Source organism: Frankia alni ACN14a (genome assembly GCF_000058485.1).
Classification (GTDB): Bacteria; Actinomycetota; Actinomycetes; order Frankiales; family Frankiaceae; genus Frankia; species Frankia alni.
Window position 1 is genome coordinate 1,696,109 of sequence record NC_008278.1, and the last position, 19,369, is coordinate 1,715,477.

Annotated in this window: 10 protein-coding genes; 5 read left to right on the top strand and 5 right to left on the bottom strand. The window is 74.1% G+C overall.

The annotated features are described in order from the left end of the window. Positions 1–303 precede the first annotated feature (303 nt). Positions 304–2,859 (top strand): FHA domain-containing protein, encoded by a 2,556-nt coding sequence (locus FRAAL_RS06845; RefSeq protein WP_011602768.1) that lies wholly within the window; start codon positions 304–306, stop codon positions 2,857–2,859. A 91-nt stretch (positions 2,860–2,950) separates the two neighbouring features. Here the strand turns inward: FRAAL_RS06845 and FRAAL_RS30245 are convergent, their stop codons facing one another. Together FRAAL_RS30245 and FRAAL_RS06855 are read right to left on the bottom strand one after the other, a co-directional pair. Beyond that, on the bottom strand, positions 2,951–3,904 hold the full coding sequence (locus tag FRAAL_RS30245) for an endonuclease domain-containing protein (protein WP_050997032.1): 954 nt from the start codon (positions 3,902–3,904) through the stop codon (positions 2,951–2,953). A 167-nt stretch (positions 3,905–4,071) separates the two neighbouring features. Then, positions 4,072–6,405, bottom strand: coding sequence for a protein kinase domain-containing protein (locus FRAAL_RS06855; RefSeq protein ID WP_041938947.1), 2,334 nt, complete (start codon positions 6,403–6,405; stop codon positions 4,072–4,074). Positions 6,406–6,729: 324 nt separating this feature from the next. On the opposite strand from FRAAL_RS06855, the gene FRAAL_RS06860 reads away from it, so the two are divergent. Further along, positions 6,730–8,406 carry a hypothetical protein gene (locus FRAAL_RS06860; protein ID WP_231861546.1) on the top strand — a complete coding sequence of 559 codons (1,677 nt, stop codon included), beginning with the start codon at positions 6,730–6,732 and terminating at the stop codon, positions 8,404–8,406. A 353-nt stretch (positions 8,407–8,759) separates the two neighbouring features. Here the strand turns inward: FRAAL_RS06860 and FRAAL_RS06865 are convergent, their stop codons facing one another. Next, positions 8,760–9,977, bottom strand: a complete 1,218-nt coding sequence (locus FRAAL_RS06865) for an acyl-CoA dehydrogenase family protein (protein WP_011602772.1) — start codon at positions 9,975–9,977, stop codon at positions 8,760–8,762. A 10-nt stretch (positions 9,978–9,987) separates the two neighbouring features. Further along, complete coding sequence (locus FRAAL_RS06870) at positions 9,988–11,022, bottom strand: Acg family FMN-binding oxidoreductase (RefSeq protein WP_041938948.1); 1,035 nt, start codon at positions 11,020–11,022, stop codon at positions 9,988–9,990. Positions 11,023–11,269: 247 nt separating this feature from the next. Here FRAAL_RS06870 and FRAAL_RS06875 point away from each other — a divergent pair, with 247 nt between their 5' ends. Together FRAAL_RS06875 and FRAAL_RS32350 are read left to right on the top strand one after the other, a co-directional pair. After that, on the top strand, positions 11,270–11,932 hold the full coding sequence (locus FRAAL_RS06875) for an HhH-GDP family DNA glycosylase (protein WP_011602778.1): 663 nt from the start codon (positions 11,270–11,272) through the stop codon (positions 11,930–11,932). Positions 11,933–12,472: 540 nt separating this feature from the next. Then, a complete protein-coding gene (locus FRAAL_RS32350; RefSeq protein WP_041938949.1) occupies positions 12,473–15,187 on the top strand; it encodes a HelD family protein in 2,715 nt (904 codons plus the stop codon). A gap of 57 nt (positions 15,188–15,244) precedes the next feature. On the opposite strand, the gene FRAAL_RS06885 is transcribed toward FRAAL_RS32350, so the two are convergent. Continuing rightward, the gene (locus FRAAL_RS06885; RefSeq protein ID WP_011602780.1) at positions 15,245–15,709 is read right to left on the bottom strand and encodes a VOC family protein; all 465 of its coding nucleotides are present in this window, start codon (positions 15,707–15,709) and stop codon (positions 15,245–15,247) included. Between the two features lie 101 nt (positions 15,710–15,810). Between FRAAL_RS06885 and FRAAL_RS06890 the strand changes: the two genes are divergently transcribed. Continuing rightward, positions 15,811–18,954 (top strand): FAD-binding and (Fe-S)-binding domain-containing protein, encoded by a 3,144-nt coding sequence (locus FRAAL_RS06890; RefSeq protein WP_231861547.1) that lies wholly within the window; start codon positions 15,811–15,813, stop codon positions 18,952–18,954. Positions 18,955–19,369 lie beyond the last annotated feature (415 nt).

Sequence of the window (19,369 nt, forward strand, 5' to 3'; positions counted from 1 at the left end):
AAGGATCAAGAGGCGGCAGGAAACCGAGACATGTCCAGAGGTCGAATGCGACGGCGGGAACGCCGTACGGCTGGCCGGTCAACCGTCACCCGGGGTGGATCAAGGTCATCCCACGACGCTACGATCGGACATCCGGCATGATCGGTCAACCCGCGTGACCGCTCGGCGTGGCGTCATCGGTCACCCCGGTGGCGCCGCTCGAAACGGTGACATCGCTCGGCTTGGTGACACGACCTGGCGTAGTTACAAGGTGGAGTTCGGCGGGACAACCCGGCCAGCGTCCCGTCGCGAAGGGGGAAACACGTGCAGACGACCTTCCTGAGAGTCGTCACCGAGGCCGGTGCGGCCACCGTGCCCGCCGAGGCCCAGTTCATCATCGGCCGTGCCCGGACCGCCGACTACGTCATCGCCGACAGCCGGGTCTCTCGCCGTCACCTCCTCCTCGAACAGGCCGGCAGCGGCTGGGTCGTCCGGGACATCAGCTCCAACGGCACCTGGATCGACGGGCAGCGGATGCCCGAGTCGGTGCCGGTGCACGACGAGGTGCGGCTGCGGCTGGGGACCCCCACGGGGCCCGAGGTCGTCGTCCACCCCGAGTTCCCGCAGGGGCGCGGCCCGATCGACGAGCCGGCCTACGACCCCGGCTACGACATGCAGACGATGCTGCCCAACGCCGCCGGCTACAGCCCGCCGCGGCCCACCTCGGGGCGGGGCAGCCGCGGCCACCAGGGGCCGACGAGCCCGGCGCAGCGCGGGCGCGACTACGACGACTACGACGACCGCCGCCGCGGTGAGCGTTCCAGCGGCTCGACCAGCCTCGAGCAGGAGCACGAGCGGCGCACCACCTACCGCCTGCGCCAGGGCACGATGTCGATCGGCCGCGCCCGGGACAACGACATCGTCATCACCGACCTGCTCGCCTCCCGCCGGCACGCCGAGCTCTACATCGGCCGGTCGGGCCTGCAGATCGCCGACCTCGACTCGGCCAACGGCGTGTTCGTCAACGGCCGCCGGATCAACCGGACGGAGGTCGGCCAGGGCGACGTCATCGCCGTCGGTCACCACGTCTTCCAGCTCGAGGGCGACCAGCTCGTCGAGTACATCGACTCCGGCGACGTCAGCTTCGAGGCCGACGCCCTGAACGTCTGGGCCGGCCAGAAGCAGCTCATGCACGACATGACCTTCAAGCTGCCCGGCCGGGCGCTGCTCGGCGTCGTCGGGCCCTCGGGCGCCGGCAAGTCGACCCTGCTCAACGCCCTGACCGGGTTCCGGCCCGCGGACAAGGGGACCGTCCGCTACGCCGGCCGTGACCTGTACTCCGAGTACGACGAGCTGCGGCGCCGCATCGGCTACGTGCCGCAGGAGGACCTGCTGCACACCTCGCTCACCGTGCGCAAGGCCCTGGAGTACGGCGCCGAGCTGCGCTTCCCGCCGGACGTCACGAAGGCGGAGCGGCGCACCCGCGTCGACGAGGTCCTCGCCGAGCTCGGCCTCACCCAGCACGCGAACACCCAGGTGTCGAGGCTGTCCGGTGGCCAGCGCAAGCGGACCTCGGTGGCGCTGGAGCTGCTGACCCGGCCGACCCTGCTCTACTTGGACGAGCCGACCTCCGGTCTCGACCCGGGCATGGACAAGAACGTCATGGAGTCGCTGCGCAAGCTGGCGGACGACGGCCGGACGGTCATCGTGGTCACCCACAGCGTGGCCCAGCTCGACCTGTGCGACTACATCCTGGTGCTGGCGCCGGGCGGGTATGTCGCCTACTTCGGACCGCCCCAGGACGCGCTGACCTTCTTCGGCAAGCGGGACTACCCGGACGTCTTCCTCAACCTGGAGGCGACGCCGGGCGCCGAGTCGGCGGCCCGCTTCCGCAACTCGCGGTACTACGTGCCGGCGTCGATCACCGCGCCGTCGGCGCGGCCGGCGCCGGAGGAACTGCCCTCGCTGCGCCAGCAGTCGGTGGCCTCCCAGCTGGTCACGCTGAGTCGCCGAACCATGGCCGTCGTGGCGTCGGACAAGTCCTACCTGCGGCTGATCATCGCGTTCCCGTTCCTGTTGGGGCTGATACCCAGAGCCATCGGCGGGAACTTCGACCTGACGGCCGAGCAGGCCAAACAGTTCTCGCCGAACTCCGACGGCCCGACGATCCTGCTGATCATGGTGCTCTGTGCCTGTTTCATGGGCATGGCGAACTCGGTCCGCGAGATCGTCAAGGAAAGGGCGATCTATCGCCGGGAGAGAGCCATCGGCCTGTCCCGCACGGCGTACATCGGGTCGAAGGTCCTCGTCCTGATCGTGATCACGGTGGCGCAGTCGATCCCGTTCACGTTGATCGGACTGGCCGGGCGAACGCCCAAGGCCGGGCTCATCCTCGGCAACTCGCTGCTGGAGATGCTGATCGCGGTGATCGTGGTGTCGCTGGCCTCGGCGATGCTCGGCCTGGTGATCTCGGCGCTGGTCGACAACGCCGACAAGACGATGCCCCTGCTCGTCCTGATCACGATGGCCCAGCTGATCTTCAGCGGTGGCATCGTGCCGGTCAAGGGCACCGCGGGCCTGGAGCAGGTCAGCTACATCGCGCCGGCCCGCTGGGGGTTCGCGTCGATGTCGTCGATCGCGGACATGAACCGCATCACCCTCGCCGGCGTGCTGCGCCCCGACAACCACAAGCCGATCAACCCGAAGGTCGTCGTCGACCCCTTCTACAACCACACGGCGTCGGCCTACCTCACCGACATCGTCGCGGGCGCCGTGATCGGCATCCTGTTCATCATCTTCACCTCCCTGCTGATCCGCCGCATGGACCCCAAGACCGTCAAGCGCGCCCCCGCCGCCCCCGTCAGCGGCCCCCCGCGCTAGCCACGGCCCCTTCTCCTGCTTGTCCGGAGGGATAATTCGGACGCCGATGCCCTCCGGACAAGCAGGAAGGTCCACCGGCGGCTGGCTCACCTCAGGCGTAGCCGCCGCCCGCCGCCGGGAGACGCGTCGACGCAGCCCGACGGAGGGCGGCGCGTACGGTCTCCCGGAGCCCCCGCGCCTCATAGATCGCATCCCGCCAGGTGAAGCGCAGAACGTTCCAGCCGAGGCGAACCAACGCGTTCTGCCGGGTCCGGTCCCGGTACAGCGCCGTGGGCTCATCGTGCGGTCCGGCGCCGTCCGTCTCGATCGCCACGCGCAGCGACGGCCAGGCGAAGTCGAGCCTGGCCAGCGGCAGCCCCGACGAGGGATCGCGGACCAGCCACTGAAGCTCGTCGGGTAGCAGGCCAGCATCATCGAGCAACAGCCGGACTCGCGTTTCCAGCGGAGACTCTGCTCGCCCGTCGATCTGCGACCACCAGCGTTCCGCGCGGTCGCCATGGCGACGTGCTGTCACCCGCACGCGCAGGTCGAGGATCTCGTCGCGGGTCAGGTGCTCCTGCTGGAGCATGGCGTCGAGGACGCCGACGAACACGTCGCGATCGCACAGCAACGCCAGATCCTCAAGAGTGCGCCGGATCGTGCTCGTTCGAATGCCGGCGAGATCGACGGTCTCCGCGTCGGGCGTCGTCATCCAGTGCCGGAGGTAGCCGCGCCGCTGCCGATTGTCTCCCTCTCCGGGCAGTGCGATGTCGACCGGCTCGTGGGGCCGTCGCAGCAGGAGCCCGGGCAGCCCGTGCAGCCGGGCGGCGGTGCGCCCGCAAATCGTGCCACCGGCGATGGCGAGGGCCGCCCGAGCATGGGCTCGCAGCTCGTCGCGAACGGGCGGCACGAACAGCGTGCCGCGGATGGGCGACGTCCAGCCGTGCCGCCGTCGCCGCAGCTTGATCGCCTCGTCGGACATGCCGAGCCGGCGAGCATCTCGGCGCAGGACCATGTCGTCCTGCCGGCGGGCCAGCGCGATGACCTTCTCGTAGGACTGGGCCACGTCCCGAGTGTGGGCTCGGACGCGCCCCCGCGGAACCCACCTGTACGCCATCTGTGGACAACTCGCCGGCCTGTGGACAGGCTCTACCGCTTATCCAGAGGCTTAGGTGTCCGAAAAATCCCTCTGGATAAGCAGGACGGGCCGGCCGGCGGTGGGCGCGGGCTGGGTCAGCCGGCGTTCCAGCGGGCGTGGCCGTTGAAGCCGCCGAGGGTGGTGAGCTGGCGGTCGCCGGCGGCGGGGTCGTTCGGGTTGAGGACGAACAGCTGGCGGGCGTTGGGGTTGGCGGGGTCGCGCTGGCCGGAGAAGACGATGCGGCCGTCGGGGCCGAAGGCGGGGTCCTGGTCGTCGCCGCGCGCGTGGGTGAGCTGGCGGACGTCGGAGCCGTCCGAGCCCATCTCGAAGATCTCCAGGTCGCCGTTCTGCTCTCGAGTGAAAGCGATCTTGTCGCCGTTCGGTGACCAGACCGGGTCGGAGTCGGTGGTCAGCTTGTCATTGATCACCGGCTGTGCGACGGCGTCGGGTTCGACGGAGATGACCACGACGAAGCCCCGATCGCCGCCGGCGTTGTTGGACCAGTAGGCGATGCGCTCGCCGTCCGGCGACCAGGCCGGATCGGTCGCCTGCGGCTTCGTCTTGAGTCTGCGCACGCTCGACCCGTCGAGCCGGACGATGTAGAGGCCTGGATTCTGGTCGCGCTTCTCGTCGGTACTTGACCGGACGACGAGGAACTCACCGTCGGGGGAGAGGGACGGCCGGGCATCGTTGGCGATCGTCAGGTTGGCCGCCGGGCCGGAGGTGAACAGTTGCACGGGCTTGCCGGTGCCGTCGGCGGCGATCGCCTGCAGCGTGTTCGGGCTGCCCTTCTTGAAGAAGACGACCGTCTTCCGGTCACCGGAGATCGCCGGCAGCATGTCGTTGTCCGGGCCGGTGAGCAGCGGCTTGTCGTTCTGGAGGCCGCCGTCGCCGGTGACGTCGCCGCGGAACAGGTCGTAGTTGCCGTTGCGGTTGGAGGCGTAGACGACGGTGTCGCGGCCCAGCGGCTCGGGCGAGCGGGGCAGCGTGAACGCGCCGGGCTGCGCGGACGGGGCCCCGGTGGACGCGGCCCCTGCGGAGGCGGCGGGCCTGGGACTGCTGCCCGTTGCGGCGGAGTTGCCGCCGTCGCTGCCGCCGGAGGTCAGGGCGAGGATGCCGGCGAGGATCGCGCCGACCACGACGACGCCGCCGCCGACGAGCAGCGGCACGCGGTTTCTGTGGCCGCGTGCACCCGCGCCGCCGGGCGGCGACGCCGCACCGCCGCTTCCTCCGGGCCCGCCTGGCCAGGACGGCCCGCCGGCCTCGGCGCCGACCCGGGTGGGGGACTGGCCGGCGACGGTCCCGTCGCCCGCCGTCCGCGGCGGCACCGGCGCGCCGAGGCCGGTCGGCAGCCTGGTCGGGGCGTCGGGGTCGGCGGTGTACCCGGCGGCGGCGCCCGTCCCGGCACCCGCCGCCGCGGCGGCCACCCCGCGCCCGCCGACGTCCGCCGCCGGTCCGGTGCCCACGGCGCCCGCGGTCGGGCCGCTGGTGCCAGGGCCGGCCGGGGATGGGGCGGGCAGGTTCCAGCCCTGCAGGACGTTGGTGACGTCCTGCGGGTCGACGGCGGCGGCGGCGTCCGGGCCGGTGCCAGACGGGTCGCCGAGCAGGCGCAGCATGAGCTGCTGCGCGGTGGGCCGGGTGGCCGGGTCCTTGCGCATCGCGAGCCAGACGATCGGGCGCAGGGCCGGGTCCACGTCGTCGAGGCGCGGTTCCTCGTGCAGTGCCCGGTAGAGCAGCACCTGGGCGGAGGCGTCGCCGAACGGGTAGTGGCCGGTGGCCGCGAAGGCGACCAGCCCGCCCCACGCCCAGATGTCCACCGCGGAGGAGATCGGCTGGCTCTCGATCTGCTCGGGGGACATGAACGCGGGCGTGCCGAGCTGCTGCAGGTCGCCGGTCAGGCCGCTGCCGGCGTCGACGGCCCGGGCGATCCCGAAGTCGATCACCCTGGGGCCGAAGGGGGAGAGGATGACGTTGGCCGGCTTGAGGTCGCGGTGCACGATTCCGGCGCTGTGGATGGCGGTGAGGGCCGCGGCGACGCCGACCGCGAGCTGTTCCAGGTTGGCGTCGGCGAGCGGGCCGTTGCGCTGGACGTAGCGCGCCAGCGTCTCGCCCTCGATGAACTCGGTGACGAGGTAGGGCCATTCGGCGTCGGGGTCGGCGTCGAGGACCTCGGCGGTGCACACCCGGGCGACGCGCCGGGCCGTCTCCGCCTCCAGCCGGAACCGGGCCCGGAACTCGGGGTTGCCGACCGCCTCCGTCCGGATCACCTTGATCGCGACGAGCCGGCCCTTCTCCGAGCGTCCCAGGTAGACCATGCCCATGCCGCCCTGGCCGAGCTTGCCCAGCAGCGTGTACGAGCCGAGCTCGCGGGGGTCGTCCGGGCCGAGAGGAACGGCGCGCGCCGCCACACCAGCATCCGATGACGCCATCGACCTGTACCCCTGCCTGCCGCGTGCCGACCGCGGTCCGGGCGGGGCGCCGCGCCGGGCGCGGACCCGCCGGTGTCGCGCACCGACCCTTGATCGATCATGGTGTCCCGACCCGCCGACGCGGCGGATCACATGGGAAAAGCTTAGGGGAGTGTCCCCTGTTGCAGGACTGTCGGGGCTCCGACTGCCCTTCCGACCTGGTTGTCAGCGGATTGACAGGGTTCGGGCCGGTCTCGGGCGGCTCCCTACGCCCGGGATGTGCCATTGTCGTGGCAACGAGATCTGGACGCGAGAGCGAGATCTGGACGCGAGGAAAGGCACCGCATGGCGAGGATGGCCGCCCAGTCCGCCCAGTCCGCCCAGTCCGGCCAGTCCGGCCGGGTCGGCCAGACCGCCCAGTCCGGCCAGTCCGCCCGGGTCGGCCAGTCCGGCCAGACCGTCTTGGTCGCGCGGGCAGCCCGGGCAGCCGTGGCTCAGGCAGCTCGGGCAGCTCGGGTGACCAGGGCGGCGCGGGTGACGCGGGTCGCCGGCGCACTGGGCTGCGCGGCGGCGCTGTTCGCCCTGGCCGCCTGCTCGGACGATGGCCACCGCGGCGACGGCCGGTCCCGGGATGCGGCCCGTACGGCGAAATCCGACTCGGAGCGCCTCCGCGGCGCCGCGCAGTCCCCTTCGACCACGCCGACCGGCAGCGCCGGGGCGGCCTCGGCGCCGGTCTGGGGCTTCGCCAGCGTCACACCCGCCGGCGCCCCGGGGACCGCGCCGACCGCGGCCGGGCCGGCGGGGACCGCGCCCACGGCGGTCCCGCCGGCGCGGAGCGCCGGGAGTTGGCGCACCGCCGGGGGGTCGGGCGCCGCCGCGCAGGTCACGGTCGCGCGGCGGCAGACCGGCGGCTACCGGGTCACCTTTCCCGGTATCGCCGTGGCCGCCGGGCGCGGCGCGGCGATCGTGACCGCGCTGGACCCGGCCGGGGCCGCCGCGACGACCACCACGCCGGTCGTCTCCTGCCACGTCGTGCGCTGGGGCGCCGCCGGCCGGGACGAGCAGGTCGACCTGACCTGCCGCGACGCCGCCGGGGCGCCGGCCGACTCCGCCTTCACCGCGCTGTTCACCCACGTGCCGGACACCGCATCGGTGACCCCGATCCCGACCCGGCCCGCGTCCCCGGTCAGCCCGGCGCCCCTGGCCAGCGCGGCAACCCCGGTCACCGCGTCGTCCTCCGACACCGCGTCGTCCTCCGACACCGCGTCGTCCTCCGACACCGCGTCCCCGCAGCCGTCGTCGGTCGGGGCGTACGCCTATCTCCGGTCCGACTCCGCGTCGGCCGCCACCTCCCGCCCGACGAACGCCTACAGCGTCAGCGGGCCGGGCACGATCGAGGTCCACCGGGTCGACGCCGGGCACTACACGGTCGACCTGACCGGGCCGGCGTTCGCGAAAAACGGCAACAACCTGCAGGTCAACGCGCTCGGTGACGGTCCTGTCGGGTGCAACGCCCTCGGTCGGGTGGTGAAGACGGACCGCCAGTCGGTGTTCGTCGGCTGCGCGCACGGGTCGGTCTGGACGGACAGCCCGTTCGTGCTGCTCTACACCAGCGGCCACGCGCTCATTCCGACCGGTGCGGCCAGCTTCGGCCACGCGTTCACGGGCATCACCCGTCCCGGCGGGCCGATCCAGCAGGTCCCGCCGGGCCCGCCGGTGAACGCCTGGGCCTGGTACTCGGCGAACAGCACCGGCGCCACGAACCAGATCAGCCGGCTCGGGGTCGGCCGCTACCAGGTGACCTTCCCCGGGATCTCGCGGACCCCGAGCTCGCTCCAGGTGACCCCGTACGGCGAGCCCACCGCCCGCTGCGCCGCGGCCGAACTCCCGGCCGCCGCGGCCGCCGGCGGCGCGCCCACGCCCGTCACGGTGGCCGTGCGCTGCGTCGACGCCGCCGGGCGCCCCGCCGACAGCTACGCCAGCGTCGCCTACGTCAGCGCCCCCGGCCCCGCGACCCCCTGACGGACCCGCCCCGCCCGAACCGCTGCGCCCAGCCCGAAGCCGCCGTCGCTGTCGCCGTCCTCCCGCCTATCCAGAGGGATAAACCGGACACGAAAGCCTCCGGACAAGCAGAGGCCGCGGACGATCTCGGCGGGGGGCCGGAGTCCCCGGCGTCTTCGGAGTCCCCGGGGACCCCGTGGTGGTCGGCGCCCCCGGGACCCCCCGGGTTGGGACCGGGCCGCCGCCGGCGGGCCAGCGACGCCCCCGAACGTCGGGCGCCGCCGTGAGCGACCCGGTCTGGTGCGATCAAACCGCCACGTGACCGTGCAGACCCCGTATCTCGGCGGCTTTCGGAGAAATACCCCGGTGCGACGTCAGGCGATGTGCAGGCCGGAGATCGCCCGGGCGATGACGAGCCGCTGGATCTCGGACGTGCCCTCGAAGATTGTGTAGATCTTGGAGTCGCGGAACATCCGCTCGACGGGATGGTCACGGCTGTAGCCGGCTCCGCCCAGGATCTGCACCGCCTTCTCCGTCGCCCACACCGCGACCTCGCTGGCCTTGAGCTTGCTCATCGATCCCTCGCCGGCCTCGAACGGCCGGCCGCTGTGACCCATCCAGGCGGCCCGCCAGATGAGCAGCCGGGCCGCGTCGATCTCCATCCGCATGTCGGCGAGCGCGAAGGCGATCGCCTGGTTGGTGATGATCGGCCGGCCGAACTGCTCGCGCCCGCGGGCGTAGTCCAGGGCGTACTCGTACGCGGCGCGCGCGATGCCGATGGCCTGGGCGCCGACGATCGGCCGGGTGACCTCGAAGGTCGCCAGCGCCGCCTGGCCGGAGGCGCGCCGGCCGGCGCGGGCGGCGGCGAGGCGCTCGTCGAGCCGCTCCCGGCCACCCAGCAGGCAGCGGCCCGGGACGCGGACGTCGTCGAGGAAGACGTCCGCGGTGTGCGAAGCCCGAAGACCCAGCTTGCGGATCTTGCGGGACGCGGTGAGCCCGGGGGTGCCCGGCGGGACGACGAATGCCGCCTGCCCGCGCGAGCCCAACTCCGGGTCCACGGACGCGACGACGACGTGGACGGCGGCGATGCCGCCGTTGGTGATCCAGGCCTTCTGGCCGCTGAGGATCCATTCGTCGGTGGCGGGGTCGTGGCGGGCCCGGACCCGCAGGGCCGACACGTCCGAGCCGGCGCCCGGCTCCGAGACGCAGAACGCCGCCACCTTCGGGTCGCTCGCATCGCCGAAGCACTGCGGCGCCCACTCGCCGATCTGTTCCGGGGTGCCGGCGGAGACGATGCCGGCGACACCGAGCGTCGTGCCCATGATCGACATACCGATCCCGGCGTCGCCCCAGAACAGCTCCTCGGACACCAGGGGCAGCGACAGCCCGGTGGGATCCGCCCACAGCGTGGCCAGTGCGTCGAAGTCGTACAGACCGATCTTGGCCGCCTCCTGGATGATCGGCCAGGGCGTCTGCTCGCGTTCGTCCCAGTCCGGCGCCGCGGGGCGGACCACGTCGGCGGCGAAGCCGTGCACCCAGGAACGCAGCTGGCGCTGCTCGTCGCTCAGATCGAGCCCGAACCCCCCACTCATCGGCGCCGCGTCAGGCGCGCTCGTCGGAGCCGGCGACGTCGAGGACGTCGTCGACCCGCCGCCGCGGGGTCGGGCCGAGCGGCTCGGTATCCGAGGGCAGGTAGCCGGCTCGCAGGATCATCTGGACGTGCCCCAGCCCGCCGGTGGCCGCGCGGAACTGCTCGCGCATGCCCTCGACGTCGATCGCCTGCGACATGGGCGACGTCGCGAGGCCGAGCGCCGTGGCGGTGAGCAGCACCCGCTGCATCGCCTCGCCGGCCCGCAGCCGGTCGGCGGTGGTGTCCGCCTCGGTTCCGATCAGCAGGATGCCGGGACGCTCGACGTCGGGATCCCGCAGCAGTGTGCCGGCCTCGCCGACGACGTCGAGGTCACGCATCGGGAACTCGGACTGGCGAGGCGCGTCGGAGTGGACCACCGCGCTGCGCGGGATGCCGTCGGCGGCCGGCGCCGTCCGGCTCCACGACGCCAGCTCCTTGCGGTAGTCGTCGTTGTGCTCCTCGATCCAGTCGGCCCGCGAGAGCAGGACGCTGACCTGCACCCGCAGGTCCGGATCGGTCGGCGCGGTGAGCCAGGCGCCGTGCGCCTCGGCGGCCTCGCGCAGCCGGGCGACGGCCTCGTCGGGCAACGGGCGCTCGGCGAAGGGACGGCGGTCGGTGTACCGGCGGGGGATGGCCTCGACGAGGGCCCGCTCGGTGTCGGTCGCCGGCCGCTGGCCGACGACCGTGACCGTGGCCAGGCGGCTCGACCGGAAGTCGCCGCCGTCCGGCAGGAGCTCGACGGCCGGTTCCAGGCCGCGGACCCGCAGCGCCAGCTGGGCGTTGCACAGCGCCGCGCCGCAGCTCAGCAGGAGCTGACGCCCCTCGGGGTCGGCGATGTCGAGCTGACGGGAGCTGTCGGCGATGAGGGTGAGCCCGTCCCCCTCGAGCCGCCACAGCCAGGGCTGGGTGTTGTGGATCGAGGGCGCCGCGGCGGCCGCCGCGACCACCTCTCGGGCCAGGCCGGGCGACAACGGCAGCGATGCGGACCGCTCTGCATCGGTGGGCATGTCAGCCTCCCTTCTCCTCAAGTATCTACCCCCAGCCTGCGGGACGATCGCGTTCGGGGCATGCGCCGACCGGAACCCACAGGTCGGGACCGACGGCCGGGCCGCGGGAGCCGAGTGGCACGTGCGCGGGGCCTGCCTCGCCTGCTGGTACCGACGAAAGGAGACGAAAGGTTCTCCCAGGTGGCAGCGGGTGGCCGCCGGCCGGCGGCGGCGGAGTGGGCGCGGGTAGCGCGGGTAGTCCCTCTGCATGGTTGCAACTGACCCCGAGGCGGTGGTCGCCGAGCTGCTCACCCGCCACGGGCGGACGTACGCCGACGAGATCGGTGCCGACGTGCCGGCCGACACCGCCGAGGCGATGTTCCGGCTGACCGTCTTCGCCCTGCTCGCCAGCGCCCGCATCCGGACCGCGGCGGCGGTCCAGGCCACCTGCGCGCTCATGGACGCAGGCTGGACCGACGCCGCGTCGATGGCCGAGGCGACCTGGGAGGAACGCACGGGCGTCCTGCACCGCAACGGCTACGCCCGCTACGACGAGAGCGCCTCTCGCCAGCTCGCGGACGCCAGCCGCTATCTGTCAGACACCTATGACGGCGACATCCGGCACCTGCGTGAGGCCGCGGACCACTTCCCGGACCGCGAGCGCGCGATGCTCCAGAAGATCAAGGGCATCGGCCCGGTGGGGGCCGACATCTTCCTGCGCGAGGCCCAGGCCGGCTGGGACGAGCTCGTCCCCTACCTCGACGAACGGGTGCGCCGCACCGCCGGCGAGCTCGGGCTGCCGACCAGCCCGCAACGGTTCCTGGAGCTGGTCGACCGCGGCGATCTGCCCCGGCTGGTCGCGGCGCTGGTCCGGGTGCGGCAGGAGCGCGACGTCGGCGACCTGCGCGAGTCGGCCACCGACCGCTCCTAGCTGGCCGGATGCGTGTCCCAGCCGGATGCGTGTCCCAGCCGGGTGCGTGCGCGTGTCTGCGGTAGCCCGGACGGATGGGTGCCCGGACGTTCGGGCCTGACGTCCGGGCCTGACGTCCGTAATCTGTAACACGCGTTGGTGCGGCGTTGCGGCCACCGTGCCCCGGGTACGGTTCGGGACGTCGTCGCCGACGTGGTCGTCTGCCCATCCGATCCACGCCGATCCACCCGATCCGCCGTCCGACCGGCAGGACACAGGTCTGCGCGGCGGGCCGGGAAGGTTCGCGGCGAAGGTGCTGTTACCTTCCTGGCTCACCGGTCCGCGCCTGGCCGGTAGGTGCGGGCCGTGGTCGGCGGCCGGTGATCGCGGCGGCCTGGCCGGCCCGGCTGTCGTGCCGGCTGCGCACCGGGGCGCCGCGGGCTACGCCGGGGCGCCATGGGCGTCTCGGCGCAGCGGCATGCGCCTTCGCGGGCCGACCACCGGCGTAGCCGGCCCGCGCCGATCAGCCATCGAACCCGATCCGACCCGGGAGGAGCGCCGGTGCCGACCATGCAGGATGTCGAGCGCGCCCGCGAGCAGGCGTACCTGGACACGCTGTACACCCGCCTGGACGAGGTCCGGGAGATCACCCGGGAGCAGCTGCGCGGGGTGCTGCTCAACGTCGGCACCGGCACCCCGCAGTCGATCGTCGAGCGGGACGTGTTCGCGGCGGCGCACGCCGACCGGCTCGCCCGCCTCGACGCCGCCGAGGGCCGGCTCTGCTTCGGCGCGATGGACCACGACGACGGCCGGCGCACCTACATCGGGCGCATCGGCCTGTCCGACAGCGAGCAGGAGCCCATCCTCGTCGACTGGCGCGCCCCCGTCGCCACGGCCTTCTACCGGGCGACCCTCGCCGACCCGCAGGGCCTCGTCCGCCGCCGGCACCTGCGCACCCGGGGGCGGGAGGTCACCGGGATCGCGGACGACCCGCTGGGGCCGCTCGGGTCGGCGCCGGACGGCGCGGTGGCGCAGTCCGGCGACTCGATGCTGCTGGAGACCCTCGCGGCGCCGCGCACCGGTCGCATGCACGACATCATCGCCACCCTGCAGGCCGAGCAGGACCGCATCATCCGGGCCCGGGCGAACGGCATCCTCGTCGTCGACGGTGGCCCCGGGACCGGCAAGACGGCGGTGGCGCTGCACCGCGCGGCCTACCTGCTCTACAACGACCGGGCCCGGCTCGACCAGTCCGGCGTGCTGATCGTGGGGCCGAGCCCGGTGTTCCTGCGGTACATCGACCAGGTGCTGCCGTCCCTCGGCGAGACCGGCGTGGTCTTCGCGACCCCCGGGCGGCTGTTTCCCGGGGTGGACGCCACCGCCGACGAACCGGTCGAGGTCGCCACCCTCAAGGGCGACCCGCGGATGGCCGAGGTCGTCGCCGGGGCGGTGCGGGACCGCCAGCGCCTGCCCCGGCAGGAGCTGGTGATCAACTATGACGACCATGTGCTGCGGCTCGGTCAGGAGACCGTCGCCCGGGCCCGCACCCGGGCCCGCCGCAGCCGCCGCCCGCACAACTCGGCCCGGCGGGTCTTCCTGCGCGAGCTGCTGGCCGAGCTCACCACCCAGGTGGTCCGGCAGATCCGTGGCGGCCTGCTCGACGCCGACGAGCGTGGGCAGATCACCCGCGACCTGTGGGCGGAGGAGGAGATCCGGGCGGTCCTCGACGGGCTGTGGCCGCTGCTGACGCCGCAGCAGCTCATCGGCGACCTGTTCAGCGACTCGGCCGCGCTGGCCCGGGCGGCGGGCAACCGGCTGACACCGGGCGAACGCGCCCTGCTGCAGGATCTGCCCCCGGCCGCCGCCCCGGCCCGCCCCGGCCGGGCGGCGCCCGGTGCCGACGCGCCGCGGCCGTTGCGGTCCGGCGGCGCCGCCGGCTCGCGGACGGCGGGCGAGGACGATGCCGACGACCTGTTCGCCGCGGCCAACCTGCTCCCGACCGCCGCCGGCGCCGCCCCGACCGCCGCCCAGCCGGATGATCGGGTGGGTGGGGGCTCCGGCGGCGGTTCCGCGGGCGCGGCCCGCATTCCGGTTCCGCGGACCGGCGGCCCGGCTGGCGGCGCTGACCCGGCTGGCGGCGCTGACCCGGCTGGCGGCGCTGACCCGGCCGCCGCTGGGTGGGCCTCTGGCGGTCGGGGCGCCGGCGGTCGGGGCGCCGGCGGGGGGCGCCGCTGGACGCCGGCGGACGTGCCGCTGCTCGACGAGGCGGCCGAACTGCTCGGCGACCCCGAGGAGGAGGCGGGCCTCGAGGCCGCCCGGCGCGCCGAGCGGGAACGGGCGGAGGAACGTGAGTACGCCCGCGGCGTGGTCGACATGCTGGGCCTGGACGGGCAGGTCGACGCGGCCGCGCTCGCCGACCGGTGGTCCGGTCCGCGGGTGCGGCGCAGCGCCGCCGAGCATGCCCGGGAGGACCGTGGCTGGGCGTTCGGCCATCTGATCGTCGACGAGGCGCAGGAGGTCTCGCCGATGCTGTGGCGGCTGCTGTGGCGTCGCTGCCCCGGACGGACGGCCACCCTCGTCGGCGATCTCGCCCAGACCGCCCGACCGGGCGCGCCGACGAGCTGGGCGCAACTGCTGGCGCCGGTCGTCGACGAACGGTTCACGGTGGAACGGCTCAGCGTCAACTACCGCACCCCGCAGGAGATCATGGACGTGGCCGCGGAGGTTCTGCGCGCGCAGAACCCGAGCCTGACCGCGCCGGTGTCCGTCCGCGCGGTGGGCCACCGCCCCACGGCGGTGCGGGTCGGCGAGGTCGCCGTCGAGGACGTCCCCGGACTCGCCCGGCTGCTGGGGGACGCGCCGTCTCCCGCGAACGAGCCGTCCGCGCCGTTGCTGGCCGCCGTCGCGCATGCCGCCAGACGGGAGGCGGCGGCCGGTTCCGGCCGGGTGGCCGTGATCGCCCGGCCTCGCGACGTGCTGGCGCTGCGGGCGGCGCTGATGGCCCTGCTGCCCGACCTGGCCGTCGTCCCGGACTCGGTCGATCCGGCGAGCGCGGCCGGCAACGCGTTGGACGCGCCGGTCGCGGTGCTCAGCGTGGCGGAGACCAAGGGCCTGGAGTTCGACGCGGTGGTACTCGTCGAACCGGCCGCGCTGCTCACCGAGCCGACCCGGGGCCTCGCCGACCTGTACGTCGCGCTGACGCGGGCCACCCGCTCGCTCAGCGTCGTCTACTCCGGCGAGCTCCCGCCGGTGCTGGGCGCCCTCGACCAGGAATGACCGTGCCGAGGGCGCCGGGGCGGCGACCGTCGGGTCGGGAACCCGGGCCCGGGGCGGTCAGTCGCCGCCCATCGCCGACATCCGGGCCGCCATCTCCTGCGGGGGCACCTGCTCGACCCGGGAGGCGATGCTCCAGCGATGCCCGAACGGGTCGGTGAACTGGCCGGACCGGTCGCCGTAGAACTGGTCTGCCACCGGCCGCACCGCGGTGGCGCCGGCGGCGAGGGCGCGGTCGTAGGTGGCGTCGACGTCCTCGACGTACAGCGAGATCGTCACCGGGGACCCGCCGACCGAGGCGGGGCTCACGGCACCCATCTCGGGAAACTCGTCGGAGAGCATGAGCACCGAGTCGCCGAGGGCGAGCTCGGCGTGGGCCACCGTGCCGCCGGGGCCCGCCAGGCGCATCCGCTCGGTGGCACCGAGCACGGACGCGTAGAACTCGATCGCGGCGGCCGCGCCGTCGACGCACAGGTAGGGACAGAGCCGGGGGTAGTCGTCGGGGATGGGGGAGATGTCGCTCATCGTGACCTCCTGGGGTCGGACTGGCTTGAACGGACTGGGCTGATCCCGGCGAACGGGCCGATCCCGTGCGGGAGGCGCCGTCCGGCAGCAAGGATGGTGGGGTGACGCGGGACGGGGACAGGTCGCGGGGCCGGGCGCTGACGGGGGCAGGACGGGACCATCGTCCCGCCCGGGTCCGACAGTTTCCGGCCGCCGGCCGGGCGGACACCATCGACCCCGACCCCGACCCCGGCGCCGCGGACCGGGCGGATCTGGTCGCCCGGCTGCGGGCGGCGCTGGGCGAGCGGCCGGGCGCCGCCTTCGCCGTCGGGATGTCCGCCGTCGGGATGTCCGCCGTCGGGGTGTCCGCCGTCGACGCGTCCGCGCGGCGTCGGGCGGAGTACTCCTCGGACGCGTCGAACTACCGGGTGCCGCCCGCGGTGGTGGTGTTCCCGCGGGAGGTCGACGACATCGCGGCGGTCGTCGAGGTCTGCCGGGCCAGTGGCACCCCGCTGACGACCCGCGGCGCCGGCACCTCGATCGCCGGCAACGCGGTCGGCCCGGGCGTCGTGATGGACGTCAGCCGGCACCTCGACCGCATCGTCGCACTGGACCCCGTCGCACGCACCGCCACCGTGCAACCCGGGGTCGTCCTCGACCGGCTGCAGGCCGCCGCCGGCCGCCACGGCCTGCGCTTCGGCCCGGACCCGTCCACCCACGCCCGCTGCACCGTCGGCGGGATGATCGGCAACAACGCCTGCGGCTCGCGCGCGATCGCCTACGGCCGCACCGCCGACAACGTGCTGTCCCTCGACGTGCTCGACGGCACCGGTCGCCGGCTGCGCGTCGGCGCCGGGGAACGCACCGACGTCCCCGGGCTCGACGCGTTCGTGCGGGCCAACCTGGCGACCCTGCGCACGGAGCTCGGCCGGTTCGGCCGCCAGGTGTCCGGCTACTCCCTGGAGCACCTGCTCCCAGAGCGGGGTGCGGACCTGGCCAGGGCGCTGGTGGGCACCGAGGGGACCTGCGTGGTCGTGCTCGGCGCAACGGTGCGGCTGGTGGCACCGCCGCTCGCGACCGCCATGGTCGTGCTCGGCTACCCGGACATGCCGGCCGCCGCGGACGCGGTGCCGCCCCTGCGCGCCCACGCGCCCCTGGCGATGGAGGGGATGGACGCCCGGCTGGTCGACATCGTCCGCCGCCACCGCGGGGCGGGCGCGGTGCCGGCGTTGCCGGCGGGCACCGGCTGGCTGTTCGTCGAGGTCGGTGGGGACACGCCGCAGCAGGCCCTGGCGGCCGGCCGGGCGCTGGCGGCCGACGCGGGGACGGCGGCGGTGCGCGTGCTGGCAACCGGGCCCGAGAGCCGTGCGCTGTGGCGGATCAGGGAGGACGGCGCGGGCCTGGCCGGGCGCACCGCCGACGGCGAGCCGGCCTGGCCCGGCTGGGAGGACGCGGCCGTGCCGCCCGAGCGGCTCGGCGCCTACCTGTGCGACTTCGAGGAGCTGCTGCGCGCCCACCGGCTGGCGGGGGTGCCCTACGGCCACTTCGGCGACGGCTGTGTCCACGTCCGGCTCGATCTGCCGCTCGGGGTCGCGACCGGCCGGCTGCGGACCTTCCTCGGCGAGGCCGCCGATCTGGTCGCCGCGCACGGTGGGTCGCTGTCGGGCGAGCACGGCGACGGCCGCGCCCGCAGCGAGCTGCTGCCCCGGATGTACTCGCCGGCCGCGATCACCGCCTTCGCCGGGTTCAAGCACCTGTTCGACCCCGCGGACCTGCTCAATCCGGGGGTGCTCGTCCGGCCCCGGCCCGTCGACGCCGACCTGCGCCTGCCCGCCGCCCGCCCGTTGCCCCGCGTCGCCGGCGGCTTCGCCTTCGGCACCGACGCCGGGGACTTCGGGCGGGCCGTGCACCGCTGCGTCGGGCTCGGCACCTGCCGGGCCGACTCGTCGGCGGCAGGCGGGTTCATGTGCCCGTCGTTCCTGGCCACCCGGGACGAGAAGGACTCCACCCGCGGGCGGGCCCGGGTGCTGCAGGAGATGGCGAACGGGACGCTGGTTCGCGGTGGACCCGCGTCCAGGGAGGTCGCCGAGGCGCTGGACCTGTGCCTGTCCTGCAAGGCCTGCGCCCACGACTGCGCGGCCGGGGTGGACATGGCGACCTACAAGTCCGAGGTGTTGCACCGGGCGTACCGTCGCCGGCTCCGGCCGGTCGGCCACTACGTCCTCGGCTGGCTGCCGCGCTGGGCCCGCCTCGCCGGCCGGGCGCCGGCGCTGGTCAACGCGGTGCTGTCCCGGCCCGCGGCGCGGCGTGCCCTGCTGCGTCTGGGTGGCATGGATCCCCGCCGCGACGTTCCCGCGTTCGCGGACGAGCCGTTCAGCCGCTGGTGGCAGGCGCGGGTCCGGCGAGACGCCGGGCCGGGCGGTGACGGTGCTCCGGCCGCGGCGGGCGGCCAGGCGGCGGACGGCGCCCGGGTCGGAGGCGACGGCTACGGCGGAGGCGGAGGTTACGGCGGGGGCGGGGGCGGGGACGGGGCCGGGGGCCGGGATGTGGTGCTCTGGATCGACTCGTTCACCGAGTCGTTCTCGCCCGAGGTCGGCCGGGCGGCGGTGGAGGTGCTGACCGCGGCCGGCTACCGGGTGGTCGTGCCGCCCGGCCCGGTGTGCTGCGGGCTGACCTGGATCACCACCGGCCAGCTCGACGGGGCACGCCGGCGGCTGCGGGCTACCGTGGCCAGCCTGGCGCCGTACGCCCGCGCGGGCACGCCCATCGTCGGCCTGGAACCGTCCTGCACCGCGGTGCTGCGCGGCGACCTGACCGAGCTGCTTGCCGACGACCCGGCCGCGGCCCTGGTGGCGGGCGGGGTCCGCACGCTCGCCGAGCTGCTGACGGCCACTCCCGGCTGGGTGCCCCCCCGCCTCGACGGGGTGCGGGTGCTCGCCCAACCGCACTGCCACCAGCACGCGGTCATGGGTTTCACGGCCGATCGTGACCTGCTCTCGACGGCCGGCGCCCGGTTGGAGGTGCTGGCCGGCTGCTGCGGCCTCGCCGGCAACTTCGGGATGGAGGCCGGGCACTACGACGTCTCCATCGCGATCGCGCAGCGTGGCATCGGCCGGGCGGCCGCGACGGCGCCCGCGGACGCGGTGCTGCTCGCCGACGGGTTCTCCTGCCGCACCCAGGCCGCGCACGTCACGACCCGGCACGGCCGCCACCTTGCCGAGCTGCTCGCCGCGCCCCCGGCCGCCGCGCCCCCGGCCGTCACCTGACCTGACCGGCGGTCCGGACTCACTCCATCCCGGGCATAGACGTTCTTGTCCGGCATCAGACGTATGCGATGAACCGCATTCTCCGGCGGCGTCGTGGCCGTGGGAGTAGGCGGTCGTCGACTCCGCCAAAGATGCGCAGGATTACCGCGGAGAATGTCACGGATTTCCAGGCTGGTTGGGCATGCCGACGGGTCGTGTAGCGACTTCGGTTGTGTCTCGGAGTGTGCCAGGTGGGCAATTGTGCCCACCTGTCGCGGCCGTACGGTAATTTTTCGCTCGGCCTCGGGACCTGTCAGGCCGAGATTCGGGCCGGGGGTGTCACGAAATTGGCCCGAACCGCTGTTTCTTTTCCGGCTCCAGCTGGGGGAAATTCGTCATGCTCCTTGCCACAACCATGCCCGACAGACGCCGTGTC

Excerpts from the sequence above, each read along its gene's own strand:
- FRAAL_RS06855 (WP_041938947.1), bottom strand. The coding sequence starts at position 6,405 with ATGGCGTCATCGGATGCTGGTGTGGCGGCGCGCGCCGTTCCTCTCGGC.
- FRAAL_RS06865 (WP_011602772.1), bottom strand. The coding sequence starts at position 9,977 with ATGAGTGGGGGGTTCGGGCTCGATCTGAGCGACGAGCAGCGCCAGCTG.
- FRAAL_RS06875 (WP_011602778.1), top strand. The coding sequence starts at position 11,270 with ATGGTTGCAACTGACCCCGAGGCGGTGGTCGCCGAGCTGCTCACCCGC.
- FRAAL_RS06870 (WP_041938948.1), bottom strand. The coding sequence starts at position 11,022 with ATGCCCACCGATGCAGAGCGGTCCGCATCGCTGCCGTTGTCGCCCGGC.
- FRAAL_RS06885 (WP_011602780.1), bottom strand. The coding sequence starts at position 15,709 with ATGAGCGACATCTCCCCCATCCCCGACGACTACCCCCGGCTCTGTCCC.
- FRAAL_RS06860 (WP_231861546.1), top strand. The coding sequence starts at position 6,730 with ATGGCGAGGATGGCCGCCCAGTCCGCCCAGTCCGCCCAGTCCGGCCAG.